This window comes from Massilia sp. GCM10023247 (genome assembly GCF_042653325.1).
Lineage (GTDB): Bacteria > Pseudomonadota > Gammaproteobacteria > Burkholderiales > Burkholderiaceae_D > Telluria.
In genome coordinates, this window is record NZ_JBHSIB010000013.1 from 57,145 (window position 1) to 73,367 (window position 16,223).

The 16,223-nt window shown below is 64.2% G+C and carries 13 protein-coding genes; 9 read left to right on the plus strand and 4 right to left on the minus strand.

Features of this window, described 5'->3' with window-relative positions:
- Positions 1 to 182 precede the first annotated feature (182 nt).
- From deoA to ACFPAH_RS13855, 5 genes are all read left to right on the plus strand, one after another.
- Positions 183 to 1,514, plus strand: coding sequence for a thymidine phosphorylase (deoA, locus tag ACFPAH_RS13835; protein ID WP_379746306.1), 1,332 nt, complete (start codon positions 183 to 185; stop codon positions 1,512 to 1,514).
- A complete protein-coding gene (locus ACFPAH_RS13840; protein WP_379746309.1) occupies positions 1,511 to 1,915 on the plus strand; it encodes a cytidine deaminase in 405 nt (134 codons plus the stop codon). The genes deoA and ACFPAH_RS13840 overlap by 4 nt, the downstream gene beginning before the upstream one ends.
- 165 nt (positions 1,916 to 2,080) lie before the next feature.
- Positions 2,081 to 4,939, plus strand: coding sequence for a type VI secretion system Vgr family protein (locus ACFPAH_RS13845; protein WP_379746312.1), 2,859 nt, complete (start codon positions 2,081 to 2,083; stop codon positions 4,937 to 4,939).
- 9 nt (positions 4,940 to 4,948) lie between these two features.
- The gene (locus tag ACFPAH_RS13850; protein ID WP_379746315.1) at positions 4,949 to 6,355 is read left to right on the plus strand and encodes a hypothetical protein; all 1,407 of its coding nucleotides are present in this window, start codon (positions 4,949 to 4,951) and stop codon (positions 6,353 to 6,355) included.
- Between the two features lie 2 nt (positions 6,356 to 6,357).
- Positions 6,358 to 7,080 carry a hypothetical protein gene (locus tag ACFPAH_RS13855; protein ID WP_379746318.1) on the plus strand — a complete coding sequence of 241 codons (723 nt, stop codon included), beginning with the start codon at positions 6,358 to 6,360 and terminating at the stop codon, positions 7,078 to 7,080.
- Positions 7,081 to 7,331: 251 nt separating this feature from the next.
- On the opposite strand, the gene ACFPAH_RS13860 is transcribed toward ACFPAH_RS13855, so the two are convergent.
- The 4 genes from ACFPAH_RS13860 to ACFPAH_RS13875 form a co-directional block, all read right to left on the minus strand.
- Positions 7,332 to 8,090 (minus strand): LytR/AlgR family response regulator transcription factor, encoded by a 759-nt coding sequence (locus ACFPAH_RS13860; RefSeq protein WP_379746534.1) that lies wholly within the window; start codon positions 8,088 to 8,090, stop codon positions 7,332 to 7,334.
- Complete coding sequence (locus tag ACFPAH_RS13865; RefSeq protein WP_379746321.1) at positions 8,090 to 8,980, minus strand: sensor histidine kinase; 891 nt, start codon at positions 8,978 to 8,980, stop codon at positions 8,090 to 8,092. The genes ACFPAH_RS13860 and ACFPAH_RS13865 overlap by 1 nt, the downstream gene beginning before the upstream one ends.
- 2 nt (positions 8,981 to 8,982) lie before the next feature.
- A complete protein-coding gene (locus tag ACFPAH_RS13870) occupies positions 8,983 to 9,234 on the minus strand; it encodes a hypothetical protein (RefSeq protein WP_379746324.1) in 252 nt (83 codons plus the stop codon).
- 94 nt (positions 9,235 to 9,328) lie between these two features.
- Complete coding sequence (locus ACFPAH_RS13875) at positions 9,329 to 9,907, minus strand: GNAT family N-acetyltransferase (protein WP_379746327.1); 579 nt, start codon at positions 9,905 to 9,907, stop codon at positions 9,329 to 9,331.
- A 423-nt stretch (positions 9,908 to 10,330) separates the two neighbouring features.
- Here ACFPAH_RS13875 and ACFPAH_RS13880 point away from each other — a divergent pair, with 423 nt between their 5' ends.
- The 4 genes from ACFPAH_RS13880 (at position 10,331) to preA (ending at position 16,172) form a co-directional block, all read left to right on the plus strand.
- Entirely contained in the window at positions 10,331 to 11,647 is a 1,317-nt protein-coding gene (locus ACFPAH_RS13880; protein WP_379746330.1) for an aspartate aminotransferase family protein, read from the plus strand.
- Between the two features lie 12 nt (positions 11,648 to 11,659).
- A complete protein-coding gene (locus ACFPAH_RS13885; RefSeq protein ID WP_379746333.1) occupies positions 11,660 to 13,162 on the plus strand; it encodes a CoA-acylating methylmalonate-semialdehyde dehydrogenase in 1,503 nt (500 codons plus the stop codon).
- Between the two features lie 275 nt (positions 13,163 to 13,437).
- Entirely contained in the window at positions 13,438 to 14,823 is a 1,386-nt protein-coding gene (locus ACFPAH_RS13890) for an NAD(P)-dependent oxidoreductase (protein WP_379746336.1), read from the plus strand.
- Positions 14,811 to 16,172 (plus strand): NAD-dependent dihydropyrimidine dehydrogenase subunit PreA, encoded by a 1,362-nt coding sequence (gene preA / locus ACFPAH_RS13895; protein ID WP_379746339.1) that lies wholly within the window; start codon positions 14,811 to 14,813, stop codon positions 16,170 to 16,172. Before ACFPAH_RS13890 ends, preA begins: the two co-directional genes overlap by 13 nt.
- Positions 16,173 to 16,223 lie beyond the last annotated feature (51 nt).

The following is a 16,223-nucleotide window of genomic DNA, read 5'->3' on the forward strand; positions in this document are numbered from 1 at the left end:
CCGGTAGGGTGGACGGGTCCCCCGTCCACGCGGTGATAGTTGACGTATGCCGGTTCGAGCACGAAACCGGAGCCGATAGCGATCACCGCGTGGACGGCAGAGCCGTCCACCCTACGTCGTTTCAACGCGGCCGATACGGTCGCGTCATTTGAATATTTGAATTGTAGAGAGGCGAACATCCCATGTTCCTCCCCCAAGAAATCATCCGCAAGAAGCGCGACGGCGGCATCCTGAGCGCCGAGGAAATCCAGTTTTTCGTGCGCGGCATCCCTGACGGCAGCGTCACCGAAGGCCAGATCGCGGCCCTCGCGATGGCCGTCTACTTCAACGACATGACGATGGACGAACGCGTCGCCTTCACGCTGGCGATGCGCGACTCCGGCCAGGTCATGGAGTGGAAATCGCTCAACCTGCCGGGCCCGGTGGTCGACAAGCACTCGACCGGCGGCGTCGGCGACGTGGTCTCGCTCATGCTCGGGCCGATGATCGCCGCCTGCGGCGGTTTCGTCCCGATGATCTCGGGCCGCGGCCTGGGCCACACCGGCGGCACGCTGGATAAATTCGATTCGATTCCGGGCTACAGCACGGTGCCGGACCCGGAGAAATTCCGCCAGGTCGTCAAGGACGTGGGCGTGGCCATCATCGGCCAGACCGCCCAGCTGGCGCCGGCCGACAAGCGCTTCTACAGCATCCGCGACACCACGGCGACCGTCGAATCGGTGGCGATGATCACCGGCTCGATCCTCTCCAAAAAACTGTCGGCCGGCCTCGATGCCCTGGTGATGGACGTGAAAGTGGGCAGCGGCGCCTTCATGCCAACCTATGAAAAATCGGTCGAACTGGCCGAAAGCATCGTCAGCGTCGGCAACGGCGCCGGCACCCGCACCTCGGCCATCCTGACGGGCATGGACGAGTCGCTGTGCCATGCGGCCGGCAATGCGCTCGAGGTGCGCGTCGCCATCGACTACCTGACGGGTAAAGCGCGCCCGGCGCGCCTGCACGAAGTGACGATGGCGTTGTGCGCCGAGATGCTGGTGATTTCAGGCCTGGCCGCCAACGACAACGAGGCCCGCGCCAAGCTGCAGGCGGCCCTCGACTCCGGCGAAGCGGCCGAGCGCTTCGCGCGCATGGTGACCGCGCTGGGCGGCCCGGCCGGCCTGATGGACAAGCCCGACGCCTTCCTCGAAACCGCCCCGGTCATCGTGCCGGCCCCAAGCCTGCAAGCCGGCTACGCCACCTCGGTCGACACCCGCGGCCTGGGCCTGGCCGTGGTCGCGCTGGGCGGCGGACGCGTGCGTCCGCAGGATGCAATCGACTTCGCCGTCGGCTTGAGCTGCCTCGTCGAACTCGGCGACAGGATCGAAGTCGGCCAGCCGCTGGCCATGGTCCACGCGCGCAGCGCGCAGGCGGCGGAGCAGGCCGTGCGCCAGGTGCAGGCCGCCTACCGGGTCGGCGCCGAGCAAGCCGCGCCGGCTCCGATGATCCACCGTACCATTCGTCCGGAAGCCGTATGAAATACGACAAGCTGATTGCCGAAGCCAGGGCGGCACGCGAACTGGCCTACACGCCGTATTCGAAGTTCCAGGTCGGCGCCGCCCTCGAATGCAAGGACGGCCGCATCTTCCGCGGCTGTAACGTCGAAAACGCCTCCTACGGCCTGTGCAACTGCGCCGAGCGCACCGCGTTCTTCTCGGCCATCGCCCACGGCTACAAGCCGGGCGACTTCGCGGCGCTGGCCGTGATCGGCCAGACCGACGGCCCGATCGCGCCCTGCGGCGCCTGCCGCCAGGTCATCCTGGAGCTGGGCGGCAACGCGCTGCCGGTGGTGCTGACCAACCTGAAGGGCGACATCCACGAGACGACGGCGGCCGGCCAGCTGCCGAACGCGTTTGGCGGCTGGGACCTGAACAAGTAATCCTGTCGTTCATACGATGAAAAGCGCTGCACGCGTCAAACGCTGCAGCGCTTTTTTTGTACCCGTCTTTCCCATGCGGCTAGGCAAGCTGACTGATTTTCCTCAAGAGCAATACCGCGATCTCGACGTGTAATCGCTGGGTTCACGTCCATCGAGGGGAAAGAAATGCCAGAGCAGGCCGATGTCGCCGGACTCCTTGCATCGTTCAAGCGTCACACCCAGGACACGCGCCTGCTGCGCCTGGCGACGCCGCTGGGCAAGGACTTGCTGGCCGAATGCGTGCGCGGCGAGGAAGCCATCAGCCGCGGCTATGCCTTGCGCATCGACGCGCTATGCCTGGACGCGCATCTTCCGCTGAAAAGCCTGGTCGGCCAACCGGCGCTGCTGCAGCTGCTGACCGCCACCGCCGGCGTCCTGCGCCCCTTCCATGGCTACGTCACGGCAGCCGAGCTGACGGGCGCGAACGGCGGCTTCGCGCGTTACGTCCTGACCCTCGAACCCTGGACGCGCTTTCTCTCGCTGGGCCGGGACAGCCGCATCTTCCAGGACATGACGGTCCTCGAGATCCTCGACAGCGTGTTCCGCTCCTGGGCCGGCCGCGGCAGGCTGGCGCCCGACTGGCGCTTCGACCTGGCCGACAGCCGCGTCTATCCGCGGCGCAGCTTGAGCACCCAATACCAGGAAAGCGACTGGGCCTTCGCGGAACGCCTGATGCACGAGGAAGGGCTGTTCTATTTTTTCGAGCACGACGGCGATCCGGACACGCCCGCGCTGGGCGGGCACACCCTGGTCATTGCCGACCACAATGGCGCTTTTCAACCGAATCCGGCGGCAGCGGTGGCGTTCACCCAACCGGGCGCCGTCATGCGCGCCGACGCCATCGACCGCTGGCGCACCGCATCGCGGATGGCGACCAACGCGGTCGAGATGGGCAGCTGGGACTACCGCACGCTGCGCCAGCGCCAGGTGAGCGCGGCCGGCATCGATGCCGAGGCGCCGCTGGCCAGCCGCGATGCGCCCGGCGTGTATGCCTGGCAGGACCGCGAGCAGGGGCAGCGCATCGCGAGCAACCAGATCGAAGCGATCGAGGCAGGACGGCAGGTGCACGTCGCGGCCGGCACCGTGCGCAGCTTCGTTCCCGGTACGACGTTCAGTCTGCACAGTCATGCGTGCGTCGACGATGGGTGCCGCTTCCTGATCACGCGGGCCGTGCACCTGATGCACAACAACCTGGGTGCCGACCTGCTGGGCGGGGTCGCACAACTGCTGGGGCAGGGCGGGGTTGCAGCGGCTGCGGCCGGCGAATTCCGGCTGTCCGAGACGCGCCCCTTGTACCGCAACCGGATCGATGCGCTGCCTGCCGCGGTTCCTTACCGCAGCAGCGGCACCGACGCCGACGGCCGCCTGCTGCATCCGCGCCCGACCGTGCGCGGCCAGCAGACGGCGATCGTCGTCGGCCCGCCGGGCGCGGCCATCCACACCGACCGCGACCACCGCATCAAGGTCCAGTTCCACTGGCAGCGCGGCGCCGCCAGCCACAGCCGCCTCGCTCACCCTTGCGAGGCGGGACATACGGGCGCGCCGGGCGACGATCGCGCCGGCACCTGGGTGCGCGTCGCCACGCCGCTGGCCGGCGCCAACTGGGGCAGCAACATGCTGCCGCGCGTCGGCCAGGAAGTGCTGGTCGATTTCCTGGAGGGCGACATCGACCGCCCGGTCGTCATCGGCGCCCTCTACAACGGGCGCGGCCAGCCCGACGCCCAGCACAACCAGGCCGCCCACGGCCCCGCCGGCGCGACCGGGAATGCGCCGGCCTGGTTTCCGGGCGAGGAGGGCGGCCATGCCCATCCCGCGGTCCTGTCGGGCCTCAAGTCGCAAGCGATGGCGGACAGCCAGGGCGGCAGCGGCGCCTACAGCCAGCTCGTCTTCGACGACAGCCCCGGCCAGCCGCGCGTCGCCCTGCAGCGACATGGACGCGCCCACGACGGCGAAGCGGAGCTGAACCTCGGCCAGTTGCGGCACCAGAGCGATAACCAGCGCCTGCAGCCGGCAGGCTTCGGTGCGGAACTCAAGACGGCGCACAGTGCCGCGCTACGGGCCGGGCAGGGCCTGCTGCTGTCGTCGCATGGCGGCAATGGCGGCCAACTCGATTCGCGTGAGGCCGCCGCGCAGATCGAGGAGAGCGGGCAGTTGCAAGTATCCCTGGCGACGCAGGCGCACAAGCACAACGCGCGGCTCAAGGACGAGGCCGATCCTTCCGCACTGCCGGCGCTGGCGCAGATGTCGCGCAGCCTTGACGTCATCCAGGGCACGGAGGGCAATGCTCCGGCTTACGGCGAGCCGCAACTGCAACTGTCCAGCCCTGCCGGCATCGTCGCCGCCACGCCAGCCGACGCCGTCCTGGCTGCGGGCACCACCACCATCATCAGCGCGGGGCAGGACGTCAATCTGGTCGCGCAGGCCAATGCGGCGACGGTCGTCGCCGGCGGAATCGGCCTGTTCGCCTATGGGAAGGCGGGGAACAAGAGCAAGCCGAACCAGGAGGTCGGCATGAAGCTGCACGCGGGGTGCGGGAAAGTGAGCAGTCAGAGCCAGTCGGGGGCGACTTCACTCGTGGCGGACAAGACGGTAACCGTGGCGAGCGTGACCAAATCCGTCGCGGTGTCGGCGCCGAAAAAGCACGTGCTGCTGACTGCGCAAGGAGCCTACATCAAGCTCGAGGGCGGGAATATCGAGGTGCATGTGCCGGGGAAGGTGGAGTTTAAGGCGAGCAAGAAGGAGTTGGCCGGGCCGCTCAGCGTTGCGGGTGCTGATATCGCCATGAAGATTTCGGAGCTGAATATCAAGCGGGACCTCGAGATCGAATATGTGGATGCGGATGGGAACGTGTTGGCGGATGAGCCGATTGCCCTGCGGTTTTCGAACGATGCCGAAAAAAAGGTGACATTGGACCCCAGCGGCAAGGCCACCATCAAGAACGCGCCCTTGGGGCCGTTCGGAGCAAAACAACCAAGGCACAAGTAAGGAAAGTCAATGACTACGAAGAAGGCCAAGGCCGGAGCGGAAGTGAAAACGCAAGAAGTTTGCATCGATTTGCCTGGCGAATCCGTCCAGTGTTGGCGCTCAAGCGACAGCGTCAGAGTAATACTGCGCAAGCATCGAGACGTTTTCTTTGACATCAACCTTAAAAAAGATTCCGTGTATACAGTCGAGTCGAAACACGAGTTCTACAGCCCGAGAGAAAAGAAACTCGTTAAAAAAGCGACGTTTTTTGACGGTGAGCGGCTCAACATCTGGGTCGGCAGGGAGTTTAAAGGACGGCTTGTGTTGAAAACTGGCGATGCCGTCATCGGTGAGTACGAGGTCACCAAGCTTGACAATGTCAGTTATGGGGCTGATCCAAAAAACAAGCCTGAACCGCTCCTGGTAATCATGGGGCACAAGAAAGACGCCGAAACTCTCGTCTGCACGCCCAGCGATCCTCTCGGAGCCGCATATGCGCAATTGGCGATTCTTCCCATAATTGACCCGAAGCTACCCTTCCTGGCAGGCGCGGGTAGCAATTTCAATTATGCCTATCCCCAACAGCCACCGGAGGTCAAGGAATACGCCGCGCTTGCTGAAGTCAGAGCCGACCAGATTCAGCCGGAAGTATTAGCGAAACTCGAAAGCGGGGCTGTTACCAGTCATCCGAGCGAAATCTTTGTCGTTCCGAACAAGGGAGACGAGAACTCGCATCTGCATCAGGCACTTGGCGCGGCCGCTACTTACATTGCCGGCAACGAAAATCTGACAAGCAATTGGTTCAAAGAATCCGCTGGTTATGTGCAGGAAAATTTCAGATCTCTGGATAAGATTGCCATGAGCGTGCGTATCGAGAAAAAAGCAAAAGGAAAATACCGTGCATTAATAAAAGGAAAACCTCTGACGCAACTGGTCGCACAATCGCTCGGCGCAGGTAAAGCGAGAGTTGCGCATCATAACGGTGCGCTCGGATCGGCAGGAACCGGCTTTATCGACGGTGGGTTCGGTAAAAGCGGTAAATCTGGGTATGGGGGAGCACGCCGGATCATGATGACGGCGGCGGAAAACTTCAAAGGCGGCATGAAGATCCAGGTTGTCGGAACGGTTATCGACATATTTGTAGACGCACACTCGGTGTACTTCGATGAAAAAGGAAGCAGAGACTTATCCGAGTTCCTGGGGCGAGCAGGAGTGAGTATCGCGAAAGCAGGCCTTACGGCTGCGGTCGGGAGCGTTCTCGCTGCGGTAGGAATAATGGCTGTGACGGCGACAGCCGCAGCACTATGGGCGACAGCGGCGCCTGTATGGGCCGCAGTAGCAGTTGTAGTAGGCGGCTATATTTTGGCAGCTACGCTAGTGGACATGCTTGACAATCGATTCGGGATAAAACAGACAGTCGCCAACATGGCTCGATAAAGATGAAAAACCTTACCTTTGAACATATATTGCTGTCCTTGTTCTTCTCGTCCGGCGGTACTATGGGAGGCTGGGCTTTGACCACAAAGCTTGCGGGGGAAGACGCTGGTTTATCGTTTTTGAAGGTGGGAGGTGTAAGCGTGCTTGCGATGTTTGTTGTTCAGACAGCGTTTTTCTTAATGGGGAAAAAAAGGCTTGTCTACCGGATTCTCTTCAATATCGCTTTTTCGAGCTGTATCGTATGGTTCATGCTTTGTTTGCTTTTGCCTGTGTTGTGGGTCCAATCAGTCGGTAGTGGGTGGAAGTCAGCTCTGTTTTTATTCTTGCTCATGCTATGTTTTGCGAATATCGGAAAGGCTGGGAAGCTATTCGCGTCTGCTTGGGAAAGGGAAGGGGAGCGCGCTTTGCCACGTTGTTATAACAGTAAAAATAACACCTTGGACTGGCCCACGATTATATCTTTGATGAAATGTCCTCTAGCATTGTACATACCCGGTATCCCGGAGCGTATGAATCCAGTTGTTTCAGTTTCTATAATCGCATCAATGCTGGTGGGGCTTTCGCTTAGAAATACTTTTCCGACATTTAGTCTGTTTGCTTGGGGGATACCCTCCTGCCTGGTTATTTCGTTATTTATGCAGATGATAGGCTTGGGTGTTGCTCAGATTGAAAAAGTGCTAACACTTGAGAAACGGTACGGTGTGCTGCTCGGCCCCAAGATTTGATCGTCAATCATTACTCCTTTCCCTTTGCCATGGACGTGTCGCGGTTGCTGACATTCCGTAATCACAACCGCATCCGGCGACGCTACCGGCTCGGCAACATGGCCGAGGCGCGTCAAAGCCTTGTATGAAATCGGAAGGCAATGGCGGGGGCCCAGTGAAGACTTCGAGATGCACTGCGCGCGCCATCGTCGCCTTTCGACGACCCGGCTTACTCATCCGTCCATCGATATCGCATAGCTGAGCTGTCAGGATCACATCTGCTGAAACAAATGCGAATGATTCCGACTGACCTCCAGCTCCTGCGGATAATTCTTCACCCTCAGCATCTGCCGCCCACGCAAGTCCCGTGACACTTCGGCAATCGCATCGACCCGCACCAGCGTCGAACGGTGGATGCGCCAGAACTCATCCGGGTCGAGCTCGTCGGCCAGCTCCTTGAGCGTCTTGCGGATCAAGAGTTCGGTGGTGGCGGTCTGCACCCGCGTGTACTTTTCGTCGGACTGGAAGAACAGGATCTCGCGCGTGCTGACCATGCGCAGGTTGCCGCCGACTTGCGCCTGGATCCAGCGCAGGTAGTTGCGCTTCGGGGCGGCGCCTTGCTGGAGCAGGGAGCCGAGCTGGGCCAGCTGGGCGCCGATGTCCTGCGGAGCCTGTTGGAGGCGGCGGCGCAGGCGTTCGCAGGTGGTGGCGAGGCGTTCGGCGGTGACGGGTTTCAACAGGTAGTCGATGGCGCCGTGTTCGAAGGCGTCGACCGCGTACTGGTCGTAGGCGGTGGCGAACACGATGTGGCAGCGGTTGTAGAGCTGGCGCGCGGCCTCGATGCCGCCCATGCCGGGCATGCGGATGTCGAGGAAGGCGATTTGCGGCCGGTGGCGCGCGGCCAGTTCGACGGCCTCGATGCCGTTCGAGGCCACGGCCACGACCTCGAGTTCGGGCCAGACTTCCGCCAGCCGTGCGCGCAGCTGCTCGCGCATCGCGGCTTCGTCGTCGGCGATCAGGGCGGTCACCATCACGCGTCCTCCATCATCTTGTAGGGAATGCGCACCGAGGCGCAGGCGCCGCCGCCGGGCGGCGCTTCGATCACCAGTTCGGCCTGGGTGCCGTACAGCAGCTGCAGGCGTTCGCGGATGTTGGCGAGACCGACACCGTCGTCGGCATGCAGGTCGATGCCGACGCCGTCGTCGCAGACATCGACGACCAGGGTGGCGCCCTCGACCCGTGCCCGCACCAGGATGGTTCCGCCCTCGATCTTCGGTTCCAGGCCGTGCTTGATGGCGTTCTCGATCAGGGTCTGCAGCATCATGGGCGGGAAGGGCGCGCTGCCGAGGAAATCAGGCACCTCGAAACGCACGGCAAGCCGCTCCTTCATGCGGGCCTGCATGATGGCGAGGTAGGCGCGCGACAGCTCGAGCTGCTTGCCGAGGGTGGCGCCGCCCGACGACCGCATCTGCGGCAGCGCCGAGCGCAGGTAGGCGATCAGGTGCGCATGCACCTTGGCCGCCTCGGGCGGATCGGTTTCGATCAGGCGGCCGATCAGGGCCAGGGTGTTGAACAGGAAGTGCGGCTCGACCTGGGCCTGCAGGGCCGCCATCTGCGCCTCGGTCAGGCGCCGCTCGAGCGTGGCGACGTCTGCTTTCAGGGTGGCGTCGCGCGCCACCAGCTCGGCACGGCGCTTGCCGCCGGCCAGCACCTTGACGCCGAAGGAAATGAACATGTACCAGACCGCCGGCTCCGGGGTATTGAGCATCCCGAACGCGAAGAAGGCCAGCAGCCAGGTCACGGCCAGCTTGCGCCAGTCGACCACGGCAACCCAGTCGAAAAACGCCCACCACAATTTGCTGAGCTCCTTGAGCACCTCGCGCAAGGAGTCGAGCGTCCGGTTGATCTGGCTTGCCTGCACGTTCAGTCTCCCAGCGGGGTGTTCTTGTCGCTGTTAATCGCCAGCACTGCGTACTTGATGGCGAGGAAGATGGCAAACAGCATCAGCGCCAGCGGAATGACGGTGATCGCGCAGGCAACCAGCACCGCGGCCAGCAACAGGGCAGGCCATGGCAGTGCCGAGAAGGTGCGCAGGCTGCGGCGCAGGAGGCGCATGCCTTTGTCGGCAGCTTCTTCGAGCTCGGCGGCGAAGGAACGGGCGGTGGTGGTTTTCATGCGTGTACTCCTTGGAATGAAGGTCGGTAGAAGCACTGTATCGCCACCCGGAGATGGTGGCCAGAGCGCTCCGACGAAGCGCCGATTTCATGGGCTAACCAGTCGTGAGGACCGACGAACGGGACAGCGCGCGCTCGTCCCAGTAACGCTTGAGCAAACCATAGAAGGCGGTATCGGCGAACTCGCCGTGGACGAACCAGCGCTGCGGCATATACCCCTCCTGGCGAAAGCCGAGCCGTTCCAGCAGGCGTGCCGAGGCGTCGTTGCGCGGGTCGATGTCGGCCTCGATGCGGTTCATGTCGAGGCTGGAAAACGCATGCCCGAGCAGGGCTTCGAGCGCTTCGAAGGCATAGCCGCGGCCCCAGTGGGCGCTGGCCAATGCATAGCCGAGCTCGCAGCGGCGGTTTTGCTCGAAAAAGCCGCGCAGGTTGCAGATGCCGATCAGCTCGTCGGTGGCCGCCAGTGCGATCGCATAGCGGGCAAGGCCGCCCTCGCGATAGGCCAGCATCGCTTCCTCGATCATCTTGTCGGCCTGGACCATCTCGGTCCAGGGACCGCTCGACCAGAAGCGCACGACCTGCTCGTCTGAAAAGACGCCAAACAGCGCGGCGGCGTCGCCGTGGGTAAACGGGCGCAGCACCAGGCGTGCGGTGGTCAGTACGGGGGGCAGCATATCTGGCATGACGGTCCTTGGTCGCCATCACGAATCCTTACCCGCGATGGCTGAGTTTGCGTTAGATCAAAAGGCTTGGCATTCTCAACCTGCGCGGCAGCCAGCTGATTTACGATGTTTGTTTTTCGCTGTTGACTTCGCATTGTTGACGTTGCCGCCGTTAAGTTTGCCGTCATTCAGTCTGACGCCCTTCAGTCTGACGCCCTTAAGTCTGATATACGCAAATCGATATGACGGCAGCGCAGCGCGCGTTTATATTACCGGATCGGCAGGTTCTTTTGCATTTTTGCAACGCACGTGGTCCACGCCGGCCGGCTGTGGCGCCCCGTGGCTTTACATTCGCGGCGCAGGCGCGCACATTGTTACGATCGCTTCATCGTTTCCAACCAGACCAATCATTGGCTGTAATGAGGGAGAGTCCGCATGAACGAGTCCAGACCCGAATCGATGTCCGCCTTCTGGATGCCTTTCACGAATAACCGCGACTTCAAGGCTGCCCCGCGCCTGCTGGTCTCGGCCGAGGGCATGTACTACAAGGACGTGGACGGCAAGCAGATCCTCGACGGCACGGCCGGCCTGTGGTGCGTACCCTGCGGCCATGCCCAGCCCAGGATCGTCGCCGCCGTGCGCGAGATGATCGGCCAGCTCGACTTCGCGCCGACCTTCCAGATGGGGCACCCGGCTGCGTTCGACCTCGCCGAGCAGCTGATGGACTATACGGGCCACAAGTTCGGCCACGTGTTCTACACCAATTCAGGATCGGAGGCGGTCGATACCGCCCTCAAGATGGCGCTCGCTTACCACAAGGCGCGCGGCGAGGGCGGGCGCACCCGGCTGATCGGGCGCGAGCGGGGCTACCACGGCGTCGGCTTCGGCGGCCTGTCGGTCGGCGGCATCGGCCCCAACCGCAAGCAGTTCGGTCCGCTGCTGCCGGGCGTGGATCACCTGCCGCACACGCACAACCTGCTGAAAAACGCTTTCTCGCGCGGCGAGCCCGACTTCGGTGTCGAACTGGCCGACGAACTCGAACGCCTCGTCACCCTGCACGACGCCTCCACGATTGCCGCCGTCATCATCGAGCCGGTGTCCGGTTCGACTGGCGTGCTGGTGCCGCCCAAGGGATATCTGAAGCGGCTGCGCGAGATCTGCACCAAGCACGGTATCCTGCTCATCTTCGATGAAGTCATCACCGGCTTCGGGCGCCTGACCACGCCTTTCGCGGCCGACTATTTCGATGTCGAGCCGGACATGATCACGGCCGCGAAGGGCATCACCAATGGCGTGATCCCGATGGGCGCCGTGTTTACCAAGCGCTTCATCCACGATGCCTTCATGGAGGCGCCGGCCGGCATCGAGCTGTTCCACGGCTATACCTATTCCGGCCATCCGGTCGCCTGCGCCGCCGCGCTGGCGACCTTGCAGGTATTTAAGGAGCAGCAGATCCTCGAGCATGCCAAGTCGATCCAGTCGTATTGGGAAGACGCGGTGCACTCGCTCAAGGGGCTGCCGAACGTGATCGACCTGCGCACGATCGGCCTGGTCGCCGGGATCGAACTCGAGCCGATCGCCGGCAGGCCCGGCGCGCGTGCTTACCAGGCACTGAAAAAAGCCTTCGCCGACGGCATCCTGATCCGCACCACGGGCGATATCATCGCGCTTTCGCCGCCGCTCGTCCTCGAAAAACAGCACATCGACGAACTGTTCGGCAAGCTGGCCAACGTATTGAAAAACCTGGATTAAAGAGACACACGCATGAACCATTTAGAAATTATCGGCCACTTCATCGGCGGCCAGGTCGTCGACACCGCGGGCGAACGCTACGCCGACGTCTTCAATCCGGCCTTGGGCGAGCCCTGTGCGCGCGTCACCCTGGCCGGCGCCGACGAAGTCAACGCCGCCGTGTTCGCTGCCCAGGCAGCTTTCCCCGCCTGGTCGGCCACGCCGCCGCTGGCGCGCGCCCGGATCCTGTTCAAGTACCTGCAGTTGTGCCAGCAGCACACCGACGAATTCGCCGCGCTCATCACGCGCGAGCACGGCAAGACCTTCAGCGACGCCCAAGGGGAAGTGGCGCGCGGCATCGAAGTGGTCGAGTTTGCATGCGGCATCCCGCAGATGCTCAAGGGCGAATTTACCGACCAGATCGCGCGCGGCATCGACGCTTGGTCGATGCGCCAGCCGCTCGGCGTGGTGGCCGGCATCACGCCATTTAACTTCCCGGTGATGGTGCCGATGTGGATGTTCCCGGTGGCGCTTGCCTGCGGCAACACCTTTGTCCTGAAACCTTCCGAGCGCGACCCTTCTCCCTCGCTGCTGCATGCGCGCCTGCTCAAGCAAGCCGGGTTGCCGGACGGCGTGTTCAACGTGGTCCAGGGCGACAAGACCGCAGTCGACGCGCTGCTCGACAACCACGAGGTGCAGGCCATCAGTTTTGTCGGCTCGACCCCGATCGCCGAATACATTTACGCCCGCGGCAGCGCCGCCGGCAAGCGCGTGCAGGCCCTCGGCGGGGCCAAGAACCACATGGTCGTGATGCCCGACGCCGACATGGAGATGGCCGTCGACGCCCTGATGGGCGCGGCCTACGGCTCCGCCGGCGAGCGCTGCATGGCGATCTCGGTGGCGGTCGCCATCGGCGACGCCGGCGACAGGCTGGTGAGCGCGCTGGCCGCACGCACGGCAAAACTGAAAATCGGCGACGGCATGAGCTCGGGCGCGGAGATGGGGCCGGTGGTGACCCAGGCCGCGCGCCAGCGCATCGAGCGTCTGATCGGCGAGGGCGTGGAGCAGGGCGCCACCCTGGTGGTGGACGGCCGCAACTACCGGGTCGAAGGCCGCGAGAACGGTTTTTTTGTCGGCGGCACGCTGTTCGACCATGTGACGCCCGAGATGAGCATCTACCGGGAAGAAATCTTCGGCCCGGTGCTGTGCGTGGTGCGCCTGCCGGATGTCGGCAGCGCGGTCGAGCTGATCAATGCCAACGAGTACGGTAACGGCGTCGCCGTGTTCACCCGCGACGGCGGCGTGGCACGCGAATTCGTGCGCCAGATCCAGGTCGGCATGGTCGGCGTGAACGTGCCGCTGCCGGTGCCGATGGCCTTTAACAGCTTCGGCGGCTGGAAGCGCAGCATGTTCGGCGACCACTACGCCTACGGGCCGGAAGGCGTGCGCTTCTACACGCGGCACAAGGCGGTCATGCAGCGCTGGCCGAATACGGCGAGCGCGGGCGTGGAGTTCGCGTTTCCGCAGATGAAGTAGGGTGGGGTAATCGAGGCCAGCAGCCGCAATTGCGTGCCGGCGCGGACGCATGCGCAGTGTTAGCAGCACGGAGAAACCAGCAACGTAAAATCTAGGAAGGTAGGGTGGCCGGCTTGGCCGTCCACGCGTCGATAGTTGCGGCCAGATCAATTGCGCGACCAATTGAAGCCCACCTATCTCCGCGTGGACGGGAAGACCCGTCCACCCTACGAAAGCAGCACCACAGGTACGCAGCAGTTCGAACACCAGCACTCCAACAAAAACCAGGGATGCACATGATCGAGACTCTCCAGCACCTGCCGCCGGCCGCCGACTCGCACGGCACGCTCGCGGCGCAGTTCACGGACCTGGCCCCGCCCCTGACAAGCAGGCAGGCGGCCATCGAAGCGGCGCGCTGCCTCTACTGTTACGACGCTCCCTGCATGCGCGCCTGTCCGACCGGCATCGACGTCGCCAGCTTCATCCGCAACATCCACGACCAGAACATCGAGGGCGCCGCCGTCAAGATCCTCAAGCAGAACATTTTCGGCGGCAGTTGCGCGCGCGTCTGCCCGACCGAGATCCTGTGCGAGGACGCCTGCGTGCGCAACAATGCGGTCGAACGCGATCCCGTGAAAATCGGCCTGCTGCAACGGCACGCGATCGACAACGCGCGTTTTGCCGGCCACCCCTTCACCCGCGCTCCCGCCACCGGCAAGATCGTCGCCGTGGTCGGCGCCGGCCCGGCCGGCCTGTCGTGCGCGCACGGGCTCGCCATGCTCGGCAACGACGTGGTCGTGTTCGAAGCGAAACCGAAGGCGGGCGGCCTGAACGAATACGGCATCGCCAAATACAAGCTGCCCGGGGAATTCGCGCAGCAGGAAGTGGATTTTTTGCTGTCCATCGGCGGCATCGACATCCAGTACGGCCAGGCGCTCGGCGACAACCTCCAGCTGAGCGACCTGCACGCGCGCTTCGACGCGGTCTTCCTCGGTCTCGGCCTGGGCGCCAGCCGCCGGCTCGGCCTGGTGGGCGAGGACGCGCCGGGCCTGCTGGCGGCCACCGACTACATCGCCGCGCTGCGCCAGGCGAGCGACCTCTCGCTGCTTCCCGTGCCGCGGCGCGCGCTCGTCCTCGGCGCCGGCAACACGGCGGTCGACATGGCGGTCCAGATCCGGCGCCTGGGCGCCGACGAGGTCACGCTGGTCTACCGCCGCGGCTTCGAGGCCATGAGCGCAACCGGCCACGAAATCGCGATCGCCAAGCTCAATGGCGTGCGCATCCGCACCTGGGCCTCGCCGCTGGAAGTGCTGCTGGACGACGCCGGGCGCGTGGCCGGCATGCGCTTCGAGGAAACCCGCATGGACGAGGGCCGCCTGGCGCGCACCGGCGCCTTCATCGACATCGCGGCCGACGCCGTCTTCAAGGCCATCGGCCAGGCCATGGCCGAGCCGCCACCGGCCGACAGCCTGGCCCAGGGACTGTGGCAGGGCGGCGAGCGGATTGCGGTCGACGCCTCGCTGCGCACCAGGGTGCCGGGCATCTATGCCGGCGGCGACTGCGTCGCCTCCGGCCAGGACCTGACCGTGCAAGCCGTCCAGCACGGCAAACTGGCCGCGCTGGCCATCCACAATGCGCTCGTCATCGACAACCTTGCAGCGGAGGCAGCATGGCCGACCTGAGCATCGATTTCTGCGGCATCACCTCGCCCAATCCGTTCTGGCTGGCCTCGGCCCCGCCAACCGACAAGGCGTATAACGTCGTGCGCGCCTTCGAGGCCGGCTGGGGCGGCGTGGTGTGGAAGACGCTCGGCGAAGATCCGCCGGCGGTCAACGTGTCGTCGCGCTACTCGGCCCATTACGGCAAGAACCGTGAAGTGATCGGCTTCAACAACATCGAGCTGATCACCGACCGCAGCCTCGAGATCAACCTGCGCGAGATCACGGCCGTGAAAAAGGCCTGGCCCGACCGCGCGATGATCGTTTCGCTGATGCTGCCCTGCGAGGAAGCGCCGTGGGCGGCCATCCTGCCGCTGGTCGAAGCGACCGGCGCCGACGGCATCGAGCTCAATTTCGGCTGCCCCCACGGCATGCCCGAGCGCGGCATGGGCGCCGCCGTGGGCCAGGTGCCGGAATACGTGCAGATGGTCACAAGCTGGTGCAAGAAGCACACCCGGCTGCCCGTCATCGTCAAGCTGACCCCGAATATTACCGACGTGCGCGCGCCGGCACGCGCGGCGCTGGCCGGCGGCGCCGATGCCGTCTCGCTGATCAACACGGTGAACTCGATCACCCACCTCGATCTCGATCGCATGATCGCCTTTCCCGTGGTCGGCGGCGCCAGCACCCACGGCGGCTATTGCGGTTCGGCGGTCAAGCCGATCGCGCTGAACATGGTCGCCGAGATCGCGCGCGATCCGGTGACGGCCGGCTTGCCGATCTCCGGCATCGGCGGCATCGGCAACTGGCGCGACGCGGCCGAATTCATCGCGCTCGGCGCCGGTTCGGTGCAGGTGTGCACGGCGGCGATGCTGCACGGCTTCCGGATCGTCGACGAGATGAAGGACGGACTGGCGCGCTGGATGGACGAGAAGGGCTACGCCAACATCGCCGCCTTCTCGCGCAAGGCCGTGCCGAATACGACCGACTGGAAATACCTGGACATGAACTTCCAGGCCATCGCCCACATCGACCAGGACAAGTGCATCGGCTGCGGCAAGTGTTTCATCGCCTGCGAGGACACCTCGCACCAGGCGATTGCCCAACTGACCGGAGAGAAGGGCGGCCGCCGCTACGAGGTGATCCGCGAGGAATGCGTCGGCTGCAACCTGTGCGAAATCACCTGCCCGGTCGAAGCCTGCATCACGATGGTGGCGCAGGAAACGGGCAAGCCCTACATGAACTGGACCCAGGACCCGCGCAATCCCCGTGCCGAGCTGCCCCAGGCCACGCCGCTTGCGCAGGCGCCGGCCGCGGCTGAATCCGCGGCGGAATCCTCGGCGGCCGCCGCGGGCGCCGAACTGCCCATGTGAGCCGGCGGCGGGCGGGCCGTGGCCGGCCGATCCGCTCGCGCCGGCCAGTCC